The sequence below is a fragment of the Peribacillus sp. JNUCC 23 genome, from assembly GCF_053653995.1.
This window is the reverse complement of the sequence record NZ_CM132202.1, coordinates 2,538,990-2,558,089: the sequence shown is the minus strand read 5'-3', so window position 1 is coordinate 2,558,089 and position 19,100 is coordinate 2,538,990. Positions and strand designations below refer to the sequence as shown.

Here is a 19,100-nt window from a genome sequence, read left to right as displayed (position 1 = left end):
GTAATTTTATATAGAACATTTTTATTAAAGCATGGTAAAACAGTTTTGTTTTAGCAGCATAGAAGTACGACAACGTGTATGTTATGAAGCCTTATGGCCTATTAAGTAAAGAAACCCATTTGTTTTTTCCTCACAAGTTTTTTTATTCTTCAAGTAAACACACTTCTATTCTTTCTTTCCATTGGATTATGAACCCTTGTGTCTAGGGATTTCCGACAGTTACCTTTAATAAACATGTGCTTACAGTCAAATCTGATTCTCACTGGCGCGGTCTAGGAACCGTAGAGATGGGAGAGAGGCAGGGCTTTCATTGTTTTAGGTTTGGAACAGAAATTACTCTCATGCTTTTCGAAGTTAATTTGAAAGGCTGGTCATCATTGATAAACTAACTAAAGCTGCTCTTATGAGAAAGAGCAGCTTTTTATTTTTTGAAATTATTTCTTAATCTACAGGCTATTTTCCTTACTAGCTCTAAATCTTTAAAAAGATAGGCTTTTTTCGTAAAGATTGTTGTTTTTGCAAGTAACAAATTCGGGCAGATGTTGATTGTAGTGGAAGGTGCGAGGCTCCAGAGACCGCCTGCGGAAAGCGAGTACCTGCAACGGAAATCAACCCAGGATAGTCGTGTAAATATCATTCAAAAGCAACAAAGTATGCGAAAACAGCCAAAAGATAAGAGTCAAAACGGGAAAGATCTAACTATGATCCGACGATAGTTTTCCTTTTACAAAGCGCTTAGGCTGTTCTTATGGTATAATGAAAGAGAACGATTATTTACAGGCAAGTTTTTTGAAAAATACGCACCGAACCATTTTAATCAAAGGAGTGAGCTATTTTGTATAGACGTAATAATACAGAAGAAGTGGAACCGGAAGAAACAAAGATTTGGGATTGTGCATCTCCGACTTGTAAGGGATGGGTTCGAGCGAATTTTACAATGAGTGAACAGCCTAGCTGTCCTTTATGCGGTAGTGAAATGGTTGCTACGACAAAAATGCTTCAAGCAATTGATAATCCAAGGCATAAATAAGAACGACAAACAATGCACACTGCCAATGTGTATTATTTTTTGCAATAAATATAAAGACTGCAATTATTAACATTCTTTTTATCTCGTATTAACGGGCAGTACCCCCTCAAGGCTTAGAGGAAGCGTAGGTGTAGGTGGGGATGAAGAAAATCATTCACTTTATGAAAAAGAACTACCCATTAGAAGGTTACTCATAACCTCACTGATGGCTAGTTCTTTTTTTGTTTGAAGGACATGGGAACCGGGCTTCGTGACTTACTAATAAGCCCTCTACTTAGCTGGTTTACTAAAGTTATCCCAATTCGGACTCTTTACCGCCACTATTGTGATTAGGCAAGTGGAGCGTGCTACATGTGGTAAGTGATGGCTTTTTAACGCCATATTCGATTTGTTAGTGAATGTCTCTCTTTTTAAACTGGCCGCCGCGCACTTCAGCAATATCTCCGATTGCTAAGAAAGCCGATGAGTCAAAGTCCTTCACAATGTCCTTAAGCTTTGCTTCTTCAAGTCGGTTGATTACACAGAAAATGACCTTCTTGTCGTCTCCGGAAAAAGCTCCTTCTCCACTTAAGTAAGTAACACCGCGCCCCAATCGATGCAGAATAGCATCGCCAATTTCGCGAAATTCATCACTGATGATCCAAACAAATTTCGATTCATCCAATCCTGCGATGACAATATCCATTGTTTTAAATGCCACATAATACGCGAGGATGGAGTACATTGCACGATCCCATGAATAGACGAATCCGGCACATGCAAAGATGAATAAGTTAAAAAACATGATAATTTCCCCTACAGAGAATGGAAGCTTCTTGCTTGCAAGTATCGCTAGGATTTCTGTTCCATCAAGAGAACCTCCATAACGAATAACGATTCCGACTCCAACGCCGACAATCATTCCGCCAAAGATTGAAGCGAGTAAGATATCTTGAGTAAATGCTGGTACATGGTGAAGGAAAATGGAAGTTATGGAAAGTACAACAATTCCATAAAGGGTGGATAATGCAAATGTTTTACCAATCTGTTTATAACCTATGAAGAAAAACGGAAGATTGAGAACGAAGAGAAATACTCCTAATTTCCAGTCAGTTATGTAAGAAAGCATGATTGATATCCCTGTTATTCCGCCATCGATGACATTATTAGGGACAAGGAATACTTCAAGACCGATACTCATTAAAATCGCTCCGATTGTAATTAATATCCCCCTTTGAAGAATTTGCCTTGCGGTGAGTTTCTTGTGTTTCGCTTTTTTAATCATTGCTTCTACTGTCGTTAAATCTGATGCATTTGACATATAGATACCCTCTCTTTCTGTCTTTATACGCGGAAAAGAAACTTGAAAAATAAAGACTTCTTAAATTATTATACAGTTTTACTATTCATAAAAATATTTATTTGCATTCAAACTTTCAAAATTATGTATTTTAACCAGTTGTTTTCTGCTAAAGCAGATAGTGATATCAAATTATTCTAGCTGTTGTCTCCAATACTCATTCTTTTTTTCGGTACCTAAAAACGATGTGAAATTAAGATTTGTCTTTTCTGAATGGACGGATTACTATACACTGATAATAAAAACATCCCTAATGGAGACGATTATTTCTTAGATAAGGAAGTGCATGAATTGGAGCAATATTTTGTATCATCCAATCCGATTCTCTTATTAGTCGCATTAATATTGACATTTATGGCGGCTTATACGAGTTTGGATTTACTTACATTACTGAGAAGCTCTGCTGACCATAAGAAGTTTTTGTTATTCGGCGGAAGCTTTTCAATGGGAATTGCGATATGGACGTTTAATTTCTTTGGAATCTTGGCTTTTGAGAAGAACAGCGTAGTTACTTACAATTTATCAGTGATGGTGCTTTCACTCGTTCTTGGCGTGGCACTTGCATCAATGGGGTTTCTGGCATTAACCATTAAGAAACTCTCATTCATAAACATTGTTCATTGTGGTACATTATTGACCGTTTCTTTGTTATCTAACTATATTATTGGCTTATATGCCTTGAATCTTTCTATTAAAATCCATACAGTTTTGTTAATCCTAACAGTGATGATCACGTTAATTATTTTTGTTGTCGCATTTTTATTATTTTTTTATTCGAATTATCGGCAAAAAGAAAACCAAATATGGTTGAAGCCGACGAGTACATTTATCGTCTCTGCTGCGATTATCCAAGGCCATTTCATGTTAGTGCGTGCGCTACCTGTTAAACAATCGGTTGATAATGTGAATGAACTTGTCCATGATACTTCTTTTGTACCGTTTCTTGTGTTGTTTGTTTTTTTATTAATCGTTGGTGGGCTGATTACTTCAAGCTCTTTCATCACAAAACGCCTGCAGAATAGTGATAAATATTTGCAAGATTATCGATATGCGCTTGATCAAGCTTCGATTGTGGCAGTCACGGATTCCAAAGGAAAAATCATTTATGTGAATGAGAAATTTACGGAAATCTCGCAATATAGGGAAGAGGAATTACTTGGGAAGACTCATTCAATCATCAATTCTGGCTATCATTCTAAGGAGTTTTTTCAGGATTTGTGGGATACCATCCTAAAAGGCAAGACATGGAATGGTGAAATTTGCAATCAAGCGAAGGATGGTAGTCTATATTGGGTTTCAACGACGATTGTCCCATTTCTAAATAAGAAGGGAATACCGTACCAATTTGTCTCGATCCGAAATGATATTACTGAACGAAAACAATCTGAGGAGCTACTTCATCGACAGGATAAACTGGCTGCTGTTGGTCAATTAGCTGCAGGAGTTGCCCATGAAATTCGTAACCCGCTAACATCCATGAGAGGATATGCTGAATTTCTGCAAATGGATGAGTCGAAGCCAGAAAGATTGGAATACTTCGATATTATTTTGGATGAAATAGAACGAGTGAATACGATTGTCGAAGAGTTTATGGTACTAGCAAAACCGCAGACCGTTCATCTTGAGTTGAAAAACATCGTCTTAATCGTACAAGACGTACTTACTTTGATTGCATTTGAAGCGAAAAACAAAAACGTACATGTTCATTTTGAAAGTCATAATCAAGAAATCCTTGTGAATTGTGATGAGAATCGTTTGAAGCAAGTGTTATTAAACTTCGCGAAAAACGGAATAGAAGCGATGCCTTCTGGAGGAGACTTGTATGTAAATGCTTTGCAGCAAGGAGGGAAAGTGATGATCCATATTCGAGATACGGGAGTTGGGATTCCTTCTGAAAAGTTGAATAAGTTAGGCGAACCATTTTTCACTACGAAAGAACAGGGAAATGGGTTGGGATTGATGGTGAGTTATAAAATTATTGAAGGTCATAAAGGGAGAATTGAGGTGGTTAGTGAAGTGAATGAAGGCTCAACTTTCATCATTAAGCTACCCACTGTCACGGTTTAAAAAATTTAATTGAGCATTAATGATAAGTACATTCAGTACGGGGATACTTGTTGATAAAGGAAGGGTTTTTAACGTGTATTTACTTTTGGTATTTTATCTTTAATCAGTGTTCTAATGACAGTATAACTCTTCATCGTTGAAGAAATAACGCCTTCTTAGATATTAACAATGAATGCTCGGCTTCTCGCTTCTAGAGAAACTGAGCTTTTTTGTATTCTGATGTAAATTAAGTTATTGCTTTATATTGGAACCTCGAATTTTATAAAGCACAAACGGTGTGATTTAATAGAGGGAAAGAAGCAAAGGAGAGGGTGAGTGTGCTGGGGAAGAAAAGTATACGTTACATAACGATTATTGCTGCGACTTTATCAATTCTTTGGCTGTTAAGTTTTGGTTGGGCCATTCAGGATTATTATGCTACAGGTGCAACAGACAATATGGTTAAAAAACAGGACAGTTCCCAAAAAACAGTGATAAAAAATCATATGTTTACAGTAGTTGCATTAGGGGATTCATTGACAAGAGGGACGGGTGACGATTCTGGAAAAGGCTACGTTGGCTATGTGGTGGATGATTTGAATGAGCGATTTAATGGAAGTGTTGTTGTTCAAAACCTCGGTATTAATGGTCAAGTATCTAGCCAGCTGAAAAAGCAGGTGAAACAACCGAATATTCAAAGACAACTTGCAAAAGCGGATATTATTTTACTTACGATTGGTGCGAATGATTTATTTCAGCAGGGAAGAACATTGGAAAATTTTGATTTAGCTACTATTAAAACCATTGAAGAAGCTTTTGTTGAAAATATAACTACGATTTTCGCAGATATTCGTAAGGCGAATCCAGATGCTACTATCTTTTTTGTTGGACTCTATAATCCTTTTATTGACGTTGATGAAACAGGGGTAACCAGCCCAACCGTCCGTGACTGGAACCGTATAGCTGAGGAAGTAAGTTCAACAATCCCGAGAATTGTCTTTGTTCCTACCTATGATATTTTCCAGTTGTCTGTAAATGATTATTTATTTACGGATCAATTTCATCCAAATCAAGAGGGATACCGATTAATAGCAGACAGAATTGCTCCGTTAATTAAATGGGAGGGGGAAAGTAAATGAGCGCGACGACTCTTTCTGTGCGGAATTTAACGAAGACGATTAAAAAGCACAAAATCATTAATGGAATCAGCTTTGAATTAAAGGAAGGCGAGGTTTTTGGCTTTCTCGGTCCAAATGGTGCCGGTAAAACTACGACAATTCGAATGATTGTTGGTCTAATTAGACCGACTTCTGGAACCATTGAAATTTGTGGTTACGATGTAAAGAAAAATTTCACAAAAGCGATGGCGAATCTTGGTTGTATAGTTGAAAATCCTGAGTTATATCCTTATTTAAGCGGTACTGATAATTTACTTCATTTTGCGAGAATGCTTCCATCAGTAGATGACAAACGAATTGCGGAAGTTGTTGATATGGTAAAGTTAACAGAAAGAATTGATGATAAAGTGAAAACCTATTCGCTTGGTATGAGACAAAGGCTTGGTATTGCTCAAGCTTTGCTGAATCGACCAAAGGTACTTATTTTAGATGAACCGACTAATGGGTTGGATCCTGCAGGCATTCGTGAAATGAGGGTTTTTATTCGAGAACTTGCTGAAAATGAAGGTTTAAGTGTGCTTGTATCCAGTCATTTGTTGAGTGAAATTCAATTATTATGCGATCGAGTGGCTATTATTACAAAAGGAAACATTATAACTGTAGATACAGTAGAGTCTTTGCTCTCGAGTCAGGAGCAAGCCATTTGGCAACTCGATCCATCTGTCAAAGGAAGAGAAATATTGGAAAGCCTAACTGAGGTAACTACACTTGATGATGGTTATATGGTCACGCCTTATGATTCTACCCAGATTCCTAAGTGGAATGCTGCTTTGGTTCATGCAGGAGTACAAGTACTACAACTGAATAGAAAGATCCCTGTATTGGAAGATTTATTCCTTCAATTGACGGATACAGGAGGTGCCCATATTGAATAAACTAATCTCGAACGAAATGATGAAGCTTGTGGCAAGGAAGCGTTTGTTGGTGATTGGAGCGATTGTGGGAATATTGGTGATCCTGTTTACCTTTGCACAGTATAAGGAAGTGCAAACACAGCGAGAAAGACTAGGGACAGATGATTGGCGAAATTCTCTTCAGCAGCAAATTATTGATATGCAAAACAGGCTTGGATCAAGCCGAATCTCAGATGAGTGGCGTGAACAGATTCAAGTTAGTGTACAGCAATTGCAATTCTATTTAGATCAAGATATTAACCCAAGCGAACCAGGGGCCGTTACATTTGTTAGAATGTTCATTGAAAACTCTAGTGATTTATTTATTCCATTACTAATCATGATTGTTGCGAGCGACCTTGTTTCTTCTGAGCATACTCTTGGGTCTGTCAAATTACTATTAACAAGGCCTGTAAAGCGATGGCGGATTCTTTTAAGCAAATATATAACGTTATTGATGGCAACTTCGTTAATTGTTGCGATGACCGGACTGCTATCGTATGGATTGTCAGGGATTGTCTTCGGATATCATGGCTGGAATGCACCGATTATTACGGGCTTTGTTGTAGATGGAGGCGATGTAGATACGAGTAGTATCAGGCTTATTAGTCAATGGAAATTTGTGTTGATGGATTTTGGACTTGTTTGGTTTGTGGCTGTTGTAGTTGGAACATTAGCATTTATGCTCTCTGTTTTAATAAGAAGTACGGCGGCAAGTATGGGTGTTATGCTTGCTGCGCTTATATCAGGAGCTATTTTAAACAATATGGTGTCATCTTGGGAATCGGCCAAATATTTGTTTATGGTGAATTTGAAATTGACTAATTACTTAAATGGAGTGGCACCGCCGATTACAGGAATGACTTTGCTTTCTTCTATGTCGGTTCTCCTGATATGGTGGGCGGCGGCATTAGTCCTATCGTTCTTTGTCTTTACACGACAGGATGTATATTAATAGAATTCGGATTTACTTCCAGCAAGCTTGCTTGTTGGATTTTTTTGATGCTAGAGATATAAAAAGAGTAAAAATAAGATCGACATATGGTGAGCATAATTCATAGTGTGATGCAAATACTAGGCAATAGAAGTGTTTAGCTTGGATGATGGTTTTATTCAAAATGTGTTTGTAAAAGCGTATAAAGCCTTATATTTCAAATCGATTACAAATCTGGATTTTGGAAAATTTGTAGAAGGAGAGGGTACACATTATGACAAAGAAAAATGAAAATCAAGCAGAAATTGCGGGTAGACATTATCAGACTGAAGATTTTGAGAAGAAAGACCAAATTTCATCTGGATTTGCTGAAACTCATGAACAAGTAAGTGACCATTTTTTTGAGGGTACGGTAGATCAACTAATAAATAATCAAGAAAACAAAACGGAATAAGGGGGATTGTTTTGAAGTCTATTAGAGAAATCATGACATCTAATGTAGATTACTGCACAACCCTTGATAATGTGTACGAGGCAGCTGTAAAAATGGCGGAAGGGGGCGTAGGTGCTATTCCAGTTTGTGAGGATGGAAAATTAGTAGGTGTTCTTACAGATCGTGATATTGCAATCCGTTGTGTAGCTGGCAAGAAACCAGGTTCGACGAAAATTACCGATGTTATGACGAAGGAACCAATTGCGATATTACCAGAAACTTCAATCATGGAAGCGGAAGAATTAATGGCAGAGAAACAAATCCGTCGTTTATTCGTTGTCGAACAGGAATCCCTTATAGGCATTGTTTCGTTAGGCGATTTTGCTATTCATAAAGGCACCAACATGGCGGCGGCACATGCGCTCACCGAAATCTCGGAAAAACAACATATTCAACATTGAAATATATTCGGTTGTAAGATTAGAAACCAGAACTCATTTAAAAAAATATTTCTAATGAAAAAAGAAACTATCCCAGAAGGAAAAAGTAAGACCCCACATCTCCTATATACCGTTTAGATAACGTGGAAATGACACAATAAACGGTGTATAGAGTGTGAGGTCAGTTCTTTTTTGGACATTTCCTTTTTGCGCTTTTTTTAATTAATATGTTTATTAAACCAAGCGCGAATATGCTCGGTATGCTGCAAGCGTAATCGTGGAGCTCCGCTTCTTGATACTTCATGTGTCTGTTCTGGAAAGACTACAAGTACCGCTTCTTTTTTCTGACGTTTTAACGCAACGAAGAATTGTTCTGCTTGTTCAATTGGACAGCGATAATCTTTATCGCCATGTAATAATAACAGAGGTGTTGTAACATTACCTACATATTTCAGAGGAGAGTGTCCCCATAGTTGTTCAGGAGATTCAATAATATTACCGCCTAATTCCCATTCAGTGAAGGAATAGCCAATATCGCTCATACCATAGAAGCTGAGCCAATTGGAAATACAGCGCTGGGTAACGGCTGCTTTAAATCGATCTGTATGCCCAACAATCCAGTTTGTCATAAAACCGCCGTAGCTTCCACCTGTTACACCTAACTTGTGTTCATCAAGGAAATCATACTCTGCAAGTACATAATCTACGGCGGCCATTAAATCTTCATAATCCATGCCTCCATAATTGCCTCTGTTTGCATTAACGAATTCTTGACCGTAGCCAGCACTTCCTCGTGGGTTTGTGAATAGGACCGTATATCCTTGTGCAACAAGGGTTTGAAACTCATGAACATACGTATTCCCATACATGACATGCGGTCCACCATGAATTTCTAGAATCAACGGATATTTTTTTCCCTGTTGAAAATCAGTCGGTTTCATAATCCACCCGTGCAATTCGAGACCATCTTTAGCAGGAAAAGTAATGGGTTCAGCTTCCGAAAGTTTTTTATCTTTTAGAAATTCATCATTAACAAATGTAATTTGCTCAATTGCACCATTTGTTAAATCAAAGGAGTACAAGTCACCAGGATGAGTGGGTGTGCTAATTGCTACAACAGCTTTATGTGTTTCGGGATTAATGGTTAATCCATAAACATGCTGATTTTCGAGAAGAGAAGGATACATTGCACCTTCAATGGTTCCGTAATATACGCCTGTGTTTCCATGGTCACTAATTAAAAAATAAAAGCCTTGACTGTCATTAGTCCAAAGAAGTCCCGGATTGACCGCTTCAATATGAAAATCGCCTGCTGTTAAATCACCGACTTCAACATCCCAATCTGTAGTTATGCATGAGAGGGAATCTGTAACTAGTGTGTATAACCAAATCTTGGATACCGTCGCTCCTTCATATTCTCGTTCATGCCCAATTAACGTTAAATAATTGCCATCAGGTGACCATCTAGGAAAATAAAAATGCCCATTGGTTGCCGTTATTTTTCTCCATGATCGATTTTCTAAATGGAAAATAAACACATCGGAAGCGAGATTATAATCAGCATCGTCTGTGTCATTACTCACATATGCAAACTCTTTCCCGTTTGGCGCCCATGAGGAGGGAGTAAAGGACTGTTCCCCTGAGGTTAATTGCTCTACTTGACCTGTAGGTACATCGATTAGTATGAGGTGAGAAAATGAACGATCAAAATAGCCGCTTCCATCTGCTTTGTATTTAATTCGATCATATACAATTGCTTCTTTGCGTTCCTTTTCTGGTTCTTTTTCTTTCTCATGTAAAGTGTATCCAGCTTTTATTTGCGTAGAGGTAAGGATTTTCCTTGAATCAGGAGACCATATAGGCGTAGTAGCTCCCAGGTGAAATTCTGTCAGCTGACTAGCTTCTCCACCAACTGTATTTATTATGTATACTTGATTTTTTCCAGACCGGTTTGATAAAAAAGCAAGGTGGAGTCCATCAGGAGACCATCTTGGTGAAGACTGACGATGAAGTCCATATGTCCATTGAACCGTTTGTTTCGTTAAAAAACTATATACATATATATTTGAAATATATTTCTCATCATCCTTAGCAACAGAGGTCTCAATATAGGCTACCATATTGCCATCAGGCGAAAGCTGTGGATCGGTGACAGATTTTAAGTCAAATAAATATTCTGCTAAGATTCCTTTATTACCCATTATATTCATCCTTTCTTTATGCACTATGAAGCTAATTCTATCAAGTGATTGTTGATTCGACAAATATCATGGAAACTTCCCTTAAATCATTTAGTGAATGGAAATATAAATCCTTCATCAATGGAAAAATGTTAAGCAGAAAAGTTTGAAAAAAGTCTTGCCAATTTATTAGAGATAATACTCTATAAGAGGCAAGACTTTTTATGAAGCAATTGTATTATTCTGCTGGTCTTTTGTGGTGATGAGTGTGGTGTGGTTGAAAGCCGTTTTCTACTAACTTTTGATAATGCTTTTCCATATGTTTCACAATCATTGCAGATTTCTCTTTAGAAATTGCACCGAATTCTACATATTTATGCACAATTTCTATTTTCTTAGCCAGCATTTCCTTATGCAATACTGCAAGTTCGTCTTGTTGTTTTTTGGTAAACTCTATTTGTTGTTCTTGTTTAACTTCGCTTTCTTGGTTATCTTTCTCAGCAAATGCCGTGATCTCGAAGTTACTAGTTACGAAACTAATTGTCAGCAAGGCAATAAGTAATTTATTCATGATACGATCTCCTTTTGTTATTATCTTTTTGTGAAAAATGCTTTAATACCCTTTCTAAAAAATTTAAGATGCTGTTAGTTTTTTTATATTGGAACCAAATTATGCATGTATATAAAATAACTAAAGGATTTATAGAAAATGCTTGTCTCCCGAATAGATGTAAGGATAAGTAAAAGGTGATTGCACTTAAAGTAAATCTTAACGAGGAAGCCTTTAATGTGGACAAGGAATCATCAGCAACTTGCGGTATAAATGTATGAGTGGCAATTGAGGCAGTGACCAGATTGATTGATTGATTTCTTATTTACGAATGTAGTGATCATAATTGTTAGTAACAAGGTAATACATAAAAAATAAACTATGAAAAAAAGAACATGTATGACAGATCAATTAGCTAATAACTTTTTAAATATCCACTAATTAATTATGCCAAGTAGCCTCAACTTGAATATCTTGTAATACAGAAGGAGGGATGAGCATGAATGCTGAACGAAAAGAAGTAATAAAAAGATTTCTCGAACAAAGGTTTACATTAGATAATAATTTTGTTAATGAAGAAGCACTTTCGCAACTTATAAATATGTTTAAAAATAAAACAGAAGATTATGAATCTGAAGATGTCGCTCTAGAGCAAAGTGAAGACGAAGTCCTAGATTTAAGCTCAAACGAGAGTGGGGATGAAAATTTAGGCGAGCTGGGGGATGAAAGTCCAGACGAGAGTGGGGATGAAAGCCCAGACGAGAGTGGGGATGAAAGCCCAGACGAGAGTGGGGATGAAAGTCCAGACGAGCTGGGAGATGAAAGCCCAGACGAGAGTGGGGATGAAAGTCCAGACGAACTGGGAGATGAAAGTCCAGACGAGAGTGGGGATGAAAGTCCAGGCGAGCTGGGGGATGAAAGCCCAGACGAGAGTGGGGATGAAAGTCCAGACGAGCTGGGGGATGAAAGCCCAGACGAGAGCGGGGATGAAAATTTAGGCGAGCTGGGGGATGAAAGTCCAGACGAGAGTGGGGATGAAAGTCCAGACGAGAGTGGGGATGAAAGTCCAGACGAGAGTGGGGATGAAAGTCCAGACGAGAGTGGGGATGAAAGTCCAGACGAGAGTGGGGATGAAAGTCCAGACGAGCTGGGGGATGAAAGTCCAGACGAGAGTGGGGATGAAAGCCCAGACGAGAGTGGGGATGAAAGTCCAGACGAGCTGGGGGATGAAAGCCCAGACGAGAGCGGGGATGAAAGCCCAGACGAGAGTGGGGATGAAAGTCCAGACGAGCTGGGGGATGAAAGCCCAGACGAGAGCGGGGATGAAAATTTAGGCGAGCTGGGGGATGAAAGTCCAGACGAGAGTGGGGATGAAAGTCCAGACGAGAGTGGGGATGAAAGTCCAGACGAGAGTGGGGATGAAAGTCCAGACGAGAGTGGGGATGAAAGTCCAGACGAGAGCGGGGATGAAAGCCCAGACGAGCTGGGGGATGAAAGCCCAGACGAGCTGGGGGATGAAAGCCCAGACGAGCTGGGGGATGAAAGCCCAGACGAGCTGGGGGATGAAAGCCCAGACGAGAGTGGGGATGAAAGTCCAGACGAGAGTGGGGATGAAAGTCCAGACGAGAGTGGGGATGAAAGTCCAGACGAGAGTGGGGATGAAAGTCCAGACGAGAGTGGGGATGAAAGTCCAGACGAGAGCGGCGACTAAGACAAAGAAAAAATAATTCTAATTTCGGTGGGATCATCTTAAGGTGATCCCATTACTTAATTATTATCCTGGTTAAACAGATTGTAATACCCTAAGTAAGATGAATATTTAATGTTCTTAGTATATTGCTCGACAAAAAATGTTTTTTTGCTTCAAAATGGCCAAGCGTTCATGCTAGTTAGTCATTTCATAACTTGTTAAACAAGTAAGAATTTCCAATCGTTTCAATGATCGATGAATTATTCAAAATTACCTTCTGTTTCTAAGCAACTATCCTATACAAATATTTTATCAGAGCATAACATAGTTAAGAGTATTTAATCCTGTAGATTGGTCCGGAAAATAGGTACATCCTTTTAGACTACTTAAATTAATATCTTGGAAAATCATCATCTATTACCTGTTTCTTTGAGGATCTATGGAGATAATTCTTCGAGTAAATTATAGGGGGAAATGAAGAAATCTGTTTTGGAAAGCGTTGACAAAAACAAGGATGAACTCAAATAAAAGTAATAATTGACAGCGCTTTACTCTTGCGGAAATTACGATTTAACTCATAGGAGGGATATGATGGATCACCCAATAATTGAGCCATGGGAAGCCGATGATTTAACTCATGAATTTTATGTACCTGATTATATTGAACGAATAGCACAGGATGTTCTTGAAAGTTACGATCTTTCTGTTAATAGCATACAGGTCATAACAACTAAGCCAGATAAAGGCGGTGCGATTTGGAAACTTGAAACAACTTCTGGTCCAAAAAGTTTAAAATTGTTACACAGAAGACCAACAAGAAGTATGTTTAGCTTGGGAGCTCAGGAATATTTAGTTAAAGTCCAAGATGCAAGAGTGCCCGCGATTGTAAAAACAAAGGATGAAAAGGATTATGTTGAAGCAGGAGGAAAGTTATGGTTCGTTGCAGAGTGGATAGAACCATTAGAACCTGTTACAAAAGATTTAGAAGGTGCGAAACATTTATGTTATGCGCTCGGTGAATTTCATCGTTTAAGTAAGGGCTATGAGCCACCGCAACAATCTGAAGTAGCTTCAAGACTGCATAAATGGCCATCTAGTTATGAAAAGATGATCATCAAAATGGATTGGTTCCGGAATATTGCTAACGTATATCACGAATTACCAGCAAGTACACATTTATTGAATGTAGTTGATAGGTTTGAAGAGCAAGCTAGAAATAGTTTGACAAGGCTTAATCAATCAAGCTATTCCGAACTGATAAAAAAAGGAAATGCTTTTTGGGGACTTGTTCATCAGGATTATGGCTGGTCAAATGGTCAAATGGGTAGTAATGGAATGTGGATTATTGACCTTGATGGGGTTGCCTTTGATCTTCCGCTTCGTGATTTAAGAAAGCTAATTAGTGGTACAATGGCAGATTTGTATAGATGGGATGTGAATTGGGTTCGGGAGATGATTAAGTCTTATCATGAATCTAATCCCCTTACAGCTGAACTATATGAGATTTTAATGATTGATTTGTCACTCCCAAATGAATTTTATAAAAATATTAAAGAAGTTGTATATGAACCTGAATTATTTTTAAATGATCAAACAACCCAATTAATTCAAACGATTGTTGATACAGATCAGACTAAATGGCCAGTTCTTAAAGAAATTGAAGATGATTGGAGGGGGAGGGAATAACTATGAAAATATTAATGATCTGTACTGAAAAACTACCAGTGCCTCCTGTGTTAGGTGGAGCGATTCAAACGTATATTTCCGGGAACCTCCCTTATTTATCCAAATTTCATGAAATCACGGTTTTAGGGATTAGTGAACCATCACTTCCAAATCAGGAAACAATAGATGGCGTTCATTATGTACGGGTACCTGGTCAAATATTAGAGATCTATCGAGAAGGAGTCATCAAGTATCTAGAATCGACTTCCTTTGACCTTATTCATATTTTCAACCGACCGCGTTTGGTCCTTCCAGTTCGGAAAGTTGCTCCTGAAGCAAAAATTACTTTAAGCATGCATAATGATATGTTCAATCCTGACAAAATAAGTCCAGAAGAAGCAACTGCTGCATTAGAAGAAGTATCTAATATTGTAACGGTAAGTGATTATGTTGGTAATGTAATACGAAATCTTTATCCACAAGCAACAGCGAAAATAACTACGATTTATTCTGGAGTAGATACTGAGCAGTTCTTACCTGGATACCATCCAAAGATGCAAAAGGTACGTAATGAAATTCGTCAAGAACATGGCTTAGAAAACAAAACAGTTATCATGTTTGCAGGTAGACTTTCTCATAATAAAGGAGTAGATCGGTTAATTAGGGCGTTGCCGGAGCTATCAAAAAAATTTAAAGATTTAGCAGTAGTAGTAGTTGGAAGTAGTTGGTTTAGCGAAGATAATGTAACTGATTATGTTGCCTATGTTAGAGCAATGACAAAGAAATTGACAATACCAGTAGTAACAACAGGTTTTGTTTCACCAAGTGTCATACAAAACTGGTTTGCAGCGGCTGATTTATTTGTATGCACATCTCAATGGAACGAGCCATTGGCACGGGTACATTATGAAGCGATGGCAGCGGGACTACCTATATTAACGACAGCAAGAGGAGGAAATCCAGAAGTCATTCAACTCAATGAAAATGGTCTTGTTGTAGAAAATCCAGAAAATCCGATTGGTTTTGTAGAAAAAATTACAGAAATCCTATCAGACAAATCTAAAATGAAAAACATGGGGATCAAAGGGAGAGAACTTGCTGTATCTCTTTATAAGTGGGACAGAGTTGCTTCCGAAATACTTGGAGTATGGGGCGATGCAATTCATACGTCATCTTCATCTTCATCAGTACCAGAAACTTTAACAGATATTTATGTTGAACAAGAAATCATAAAAGATTTGGTAAGCGCAGATTCTATTGAAGCGAAGCCTACTGATACTAAATCCAACTATAAGCAAAAGTCTACATTAGAGAAAAAAGAAGAAGCGAAGCCTACTGATACTAAATCCAACTATAAGCAAAAGTCTACATTAGAGAAAAAAGGTGAAGCGAAGCCTACTGATACTAAATCCAACTATAAGCAAAAGTCTACATTAGAGAAAAAAGGTGAAGCGAAGCCTACTGATACTAAATCCAACTATAAACAAAAGTCTACATTAGAGAAAAAAGTTGAAGCTGAAGCTGAAGTTAAACAAGAACCTATAATAGAATTAGATAATAAACCAGAAAAAGAAATTGAAAATCAGGGAATAAAAGATAAATCGAAAACTCATTCTGTTAGAGATATGATTAAGGAGTCGCTTAGGGAATCGGTTAGAAAGACGATCATAGAACAGATGATTATCGATTCGAATGAAGTTTCAACTGAAGATTCGATTAGCAACTTAATTAGGGAGTTGAAAAGAAGAAGAAACATTGAATAAGTGAGTAAGGCTGCATCATGATAATGATAAGCCCCGTTTCAAAGTAGAAACGGGGCTTATCATTGTGAAAAGTATATCGTAAAAATTTATTTCGGATGTCTTAAATAGATTTGACTCTATACACCCAATACACCTACAAGCTATATATTAAGGAATAGATCTGAGCATTTGTATATTGGACAACCTCTTGGAACTTAGAAGAGGGAGTGGAGTAAAATGGCCTTTTAATAGATTGAACTTGATCCACTTAATTATAATTAAGGGTACAAGTCAATATACTCAAGAGAAATCATTTTTGTGGCACCAATTATTAATTTTATATCCTCGTCAGGAAAATCGATTTTTTAACCTCTAACTAACAGATTATCGGCCTGAACCACTACTTTATTTAACAATTCGGTATATTGCATTCTTCTACCTATAAATTCTTCTTCAAGTCGCATATTGTTTCACCTCGACTATTCGTTTATACTCAGCATTTGCTTTAGGGGAGGCATCTGATCAACCTCTACCCAAATATTCTTGTCCAGATCACATCCATCAATCAAACGGTACAATGCGAATTCATATTCGTGAAAAAAGCTCATCTTTCTGTCGGAATAGTTCCAGCAATAAGAGATCCTTTTGAAAAAAGAAAGTCTAGAGTAACAGTTGTGAACTCCGCAATATGTATTGATATCCTAATCAGTTTTAAACAAACCGTGCTTTTTGAAGGTTCTATTTTCCAAATAGTTTTAAAATCTCCTCTTTGCATGACTTTCATGTTAAACATTTAAAAGTGAGAATAAAACGTAGTCATCAAATGTTGAATCGGGAGATATGTTTTGAAGTATCCATTTTGTTTCGCGCTTTGTGTAGTTTATGGATATTAGACCATAAAATAAAGAGGGAATAGCATGTCTAAAGAATAAGATATTGAGCCTTCGTTCAAAGATGAACAACGTGATAAGTTTTCATCATCTTTGTTTAATATTTCACTCATATCGGAAATTGGGCGATCGACAGTGAGAGAATCCATTTTATAGATAAAAATTCCGTCACTGTCAATCACAATCATACTTGAGGCAAAATCCTGGTGGCATAATGACTTGTTCATCTTTATTTCTTCTGGTCATGAATCAAAAACCAGATTAATGAGCATGGTGATAGAAGTCTGGTATCTCATTAATAAAGTATCTACATGTGAAAAAATAGCAGTTCAAATTTATTTTGAACAGTTACTAGTGATCTTCGTTATTTCAAGTTGACTATCCACACCGATCTTTTTTCAAATCTGATTTCCATTCTGTTAATTGAAAAGACGGCAGTGTTTCTGCTGGGAATCCAATTACTTTTGAAGTTTGATGAAAGGATACTCACTCTTTCATGAATTTCAGCAGTTCATTTAGATACTCATTTTCCGGAAATCTTCCATAGATCGCTTTAAAGACTAAAAAGTATTTGCTATCAACATTTACAGAACCTCGCCCAAATCAGTTTTGAGTACAACCGAGGTATGAATCTTGATGTTTTCCAAATAGTGTATTTTGTGAATTATAAAGATAATATGGTCTTATTAAATGAATCCTTTTCATCATGACTCCACCAAAATCCGTTTCAATTGACATACTGCTTTTTTACTTTAAAACGATATTAAATAATTCTTCTTCACTGCTAGTGGCTAGTGAGCGATTCTGTTTTTTGCATCTACTATGAATACCGTTTCCATTCAGACTCCTCTCTAAGGTTTCTTTCTTTGCGTGGAAGCTACATAAAGTCCTTCCATCCGTTTTGTTACATGCTCAAATCCAAAATTTGATTCAACGAAAATCCGGCCTGTTCTCGCAATCGAGTTGGCTACTTGCTTATTAGATAATAAAAAGGCAATCGCGTCTGCAAAAGCTTCTGAATTTGTATAATCATCAATGACGATACCGTTTTCTAGATGTTTAATAATTTCCGCATTTCCGCCTCGGTTCGTAGTAATGATCGGTAATCCAGCGCCCATCGCTTCATAATGTACTCGAGCAAGGGGCTCTTGCCATTGGGAGCTGCATACGAATAGATCCCCTATAAGGAAATGAGAAGGAATTTCGCTTGGTGGTACAAAACCGGTAAATACAACTTTGTTCTTACCTAACACTTCAGCGAGCTTTCGCAAGCTTAGTCCAAACTCGTCAATTCTATCGTCACTAAACCATTTACTACCTACAATAACTAATACTGCATCAGGATGATTTTTGATGACTTGCTCCATGGCTTCTAGAAGTATATCGGGTCCTTTTACGGTACTCAATCGTCCTACGAATAAGACGACTTTCTTATCTTCTACGCCATACTTTTTCCGAAGTTCGTTCCTTCGCGATTGTGCATCTTGTTCCCAAATCGGTTTATATCTTTGCAAATCGACTCCTGAATAAATAGCCTTAACTTTACTTTTGGCTAAAGGAAAACGAGATATGATCGTTTGTCCGATATATTCGCTGATGGTCATGATCCTATCCACAGCTCTAATGACCAGATTCCCCATTTCAGTAGAGATTTTGCCGTCCCGAAACATTTCATTATGGAGACTCAACACAAAACGACTCATTGGCATAGCATTTTTATAGATCAGGAGATCACGAGGTCGGTTGAATACATGAATTACATCGTAATATTCCATGCTTGCCGTTTTTTCTGCTAGCATTTTGCCGACATGAAAGGCGTAATTCTCACGAGGAAAACGAATGTATTTAACCTCGTTCACTACTTCCATGTCAGGAAGATCAGGGTCTGTAATACAATAGATTGTTAAATGATGGTTTTTACTAAGATGAGGTGTTATTCCATCGATTAGAACTTGAATAGCACCCCCCCTAATTGAAGGAACGGTAAGCATCTCTGTACAAATCAATGCGATTTCTATTGGGTACACGCCCTTTCATTGAAAACTGGGTCTTGCTGGTTTTAAACCAATAGTACTAATTTCACTCACTTA

Annotated in this window: 15 protein-coding genes; 10 read left to right on the top strand and 5 right to left on the bottom strand. The window is 37.6% G+C overall.

Going from position 1 to position 19,100, the window contains the following annotated elements; translation table 11 throughout:
- The first annotated feature begins 835 nt into the window (after positions 1–835).
- The gene (locus JNUCC23_RS12380) at positions 836–1,030 is read left to right on the top strand and encodes a cold-shock protein (protein WP_062179105.1); all 195 of its coding nucleotides are present in this window, start codon (positions 836–838) and stop codon (positions 1,028–1,030) included.
- A 391-nt stretch (positions 1,031–1,421) separates the two neighbouring features.
- On the opposite strand, the gene JNUCC23_RS12375 is transcribed toward JNUCC23_RS12380, so the two are convergent.
- Positions 1,422–2,294, bottom strand: a complete 873-nt coding sequence (locus JNUCC23_RS12375; protein WP_403072118.1) for a YitT family protein — start codon at positions 2,292–2,294, stop codon at positions 1,422–1,424.
- A gap of 366 nt (positions 2,295–2,660) precedes the next feature.
- On the opposite strand from JNUCC23_RS12375, the gene JNUCC23_RS12370 reads away from it, so the two are divergent.
- The 6 genes from JNUCC23_RS12370 (at position 2,661) to JNUCC23_RS12345 (ending at position 8,314) form a co-directional block, all read left to right on the top strand.
- Entirely contained in the window at positions 2,661–4,436 is a 1,776-nt protein-coding gene (locus tag JNUCC23_RS12370; RefSeq protein WP_454211706.1) for an ATP-binding protein, read from the top strand.
- A gap of 317 nt (positions 4,437–4,753) precedes the next feature.
- A complete protein-coding gene (locus tag JNUCC23_RS12365) occupies positions 4,754–5,554 on the top strand; it encodes a GDSL-type esterase/lipase family protein (RefSeq protein WP_454211704.1) in 801 nt (266 codons plus the stop codon).
- A complete protein-coding gene (locus tag JNUCC23_RS12360) occupies positions 5,551–6,468 on the top strand; it encodes an ABC transporter ATP-binding protein (protein ID WP_403071013.1) in 918 nt (305 codons plus the stop codon). Before JNUCC23_RS12365 ends, JNUCC23_RS12360 begins: the two co-directional genes overlap by 4 nt.
- Positions 6,461–7,441 carry an ABC transporter permease gene (locus JNUCC23_RS12355; protein WP_403071015.1) on the top strand — a complete coding sequence of 327 codons (981 nt, stop codon included), beginning with the start codon at positions 6,461–6,463 and terminating at the stop codon, positions 7,439–7,441. The genes JNUCC23_RS12360 and JNUCC23_RS12355 overlap by 8 nt, the downstream gene beginning before the upstream one ends.
- A gap of 253 nt (positions 7,442–7,694) precedes the next feature.
- Positions 7,695–7,874 carry a YozQ family protein gene (locus JNUCC23_RS12350; RefSeq protein ID WP_049681754.1) on the top strand — a complete coding sequence of 60 codons (180 nt, stop codon included), beginning with the start codon at positions 7,695–7,697 and terminating at the stop codon, positions 7,872–7,874.
- An 11-nt stretch (positions 7,875–7,885) separates the two neighbouring features.
- Positions 7,886–8,314 carry a CBS domain-containing protein gene (locus tag JNUCC23_RS12345; RefSeq protein WP_403071017.1) on the top strand — a complete coding sequence of 143 codons (429 nt, stop codon included), beginning with the start codon at positions 7,886–7,888 and terminating at the stop codon, positions 8,312–8,314.
- 197 nt (positions 8,315–8,511) lie between these two features.
- On the opposite strand, the gene JNUCC23_RS12340 is transcribed toward JNUCC23_RS12345, so the two are convergent.
- Positions 8,512–10,494, bottom strand: a complete 1,983-nt coding sequence (locus JNUCC23_RS12340; RefSeq protein ID WP_403071019.1) for a S9 family peptidase — start codon at positions 10,492–10,494, stop codon at positions 8,512–8,514.
- A gap of 217 nt (positions 10,495–10,711) precedes the next feature.
- Positions 10,712–11,044, bottom strand: coding sequence for a DUF2680 domain-containing protein (locus JNUCC23_RS12335; protein ID WP_454211701.1), 333 nt, complete (start codon positions 11,042–11,044; stop codon positions 10,712–10,714).
- A 478-nt stretch (positions 11,045–11,522) separates the two neighbouring features.
- Here JNUCC23_RS12335 and JNUCC23_RS12330 point away from each other — a divergent pair, with 478 nt between their 5' ends.
- From JNUCC23_RS12330 to JNUCC23_RS12320, 3 genes are all read left to right on the top strand, one after another.
- Positions 11,523–12,734: a hypothetical protein gene (locus tag JNUCC23_RS12330; protein WP_454211699.1), complete on the top strand. Its 1,212-nt coding sequence runs from the start codon at positions 11,523–11,525 to the stop codon at positions 12,732–12,734.
- A 570-nt stretch (positions 12,735–13,304) separates the two neighbouring features.
- Entirely contained in the window at positions 13,305–14,399 is a 1,095-nt protein-coding gene (locus tag JNUCC23_RS12325; protein ID WP_062179130.1) for a CotS family spore coat protein, read from the top strand.
- A 2-nt stretch (positions 14,400–14,401) separates the two neighbouring features.
- Positions 14,402–16,141 carry a glycosyltransferase gene (locus JNUCC23_RS12320; protein ID WP_454211697.1) on the top strand — a complete coding sequence of 580 codons (1,740 nt, stop codon included), beginning with the start codon at positions 14,402–14,404 and terminating at the stop codon, positions 16,139–16,141.
- An 868-nt stretch (positions 16,142–17,009) separates the two neighbouring features.
- Here the strand turns inward: JNUCC23_RS12320 and JNUCC23_RS12315 are convergent.
- Together JNUCC23_RS12315 and JNUCC23_RS12310 are read right to left on the bottom strand one after the other, a co-directional pair.
- Positions 17,010–17,237: a hypothetical protein gene (locus JNUCC23_RS12315; protein WP_157279444.1), complete on the bottom strand. Its 228-nt coding sequence runs from the start codon at positions 17,235–17,237 to the stop codon at positions 17,010–17,012.
- A gap of 624 nt (positions 17,238–17,861) precedes the next feature.
- A complete protein-coding gene (locus JNUCC23_RS12310; RefSeq protein WP_454211695.1) occupies positions 17,862–19,037 on the bottom strand; it encodes a glycosyltransferase family 4 protein in 1,176 nt (391 codons plus the stop codon).
- Positions 19,038–19,100 lie beyond the last annotated feature (63 nt).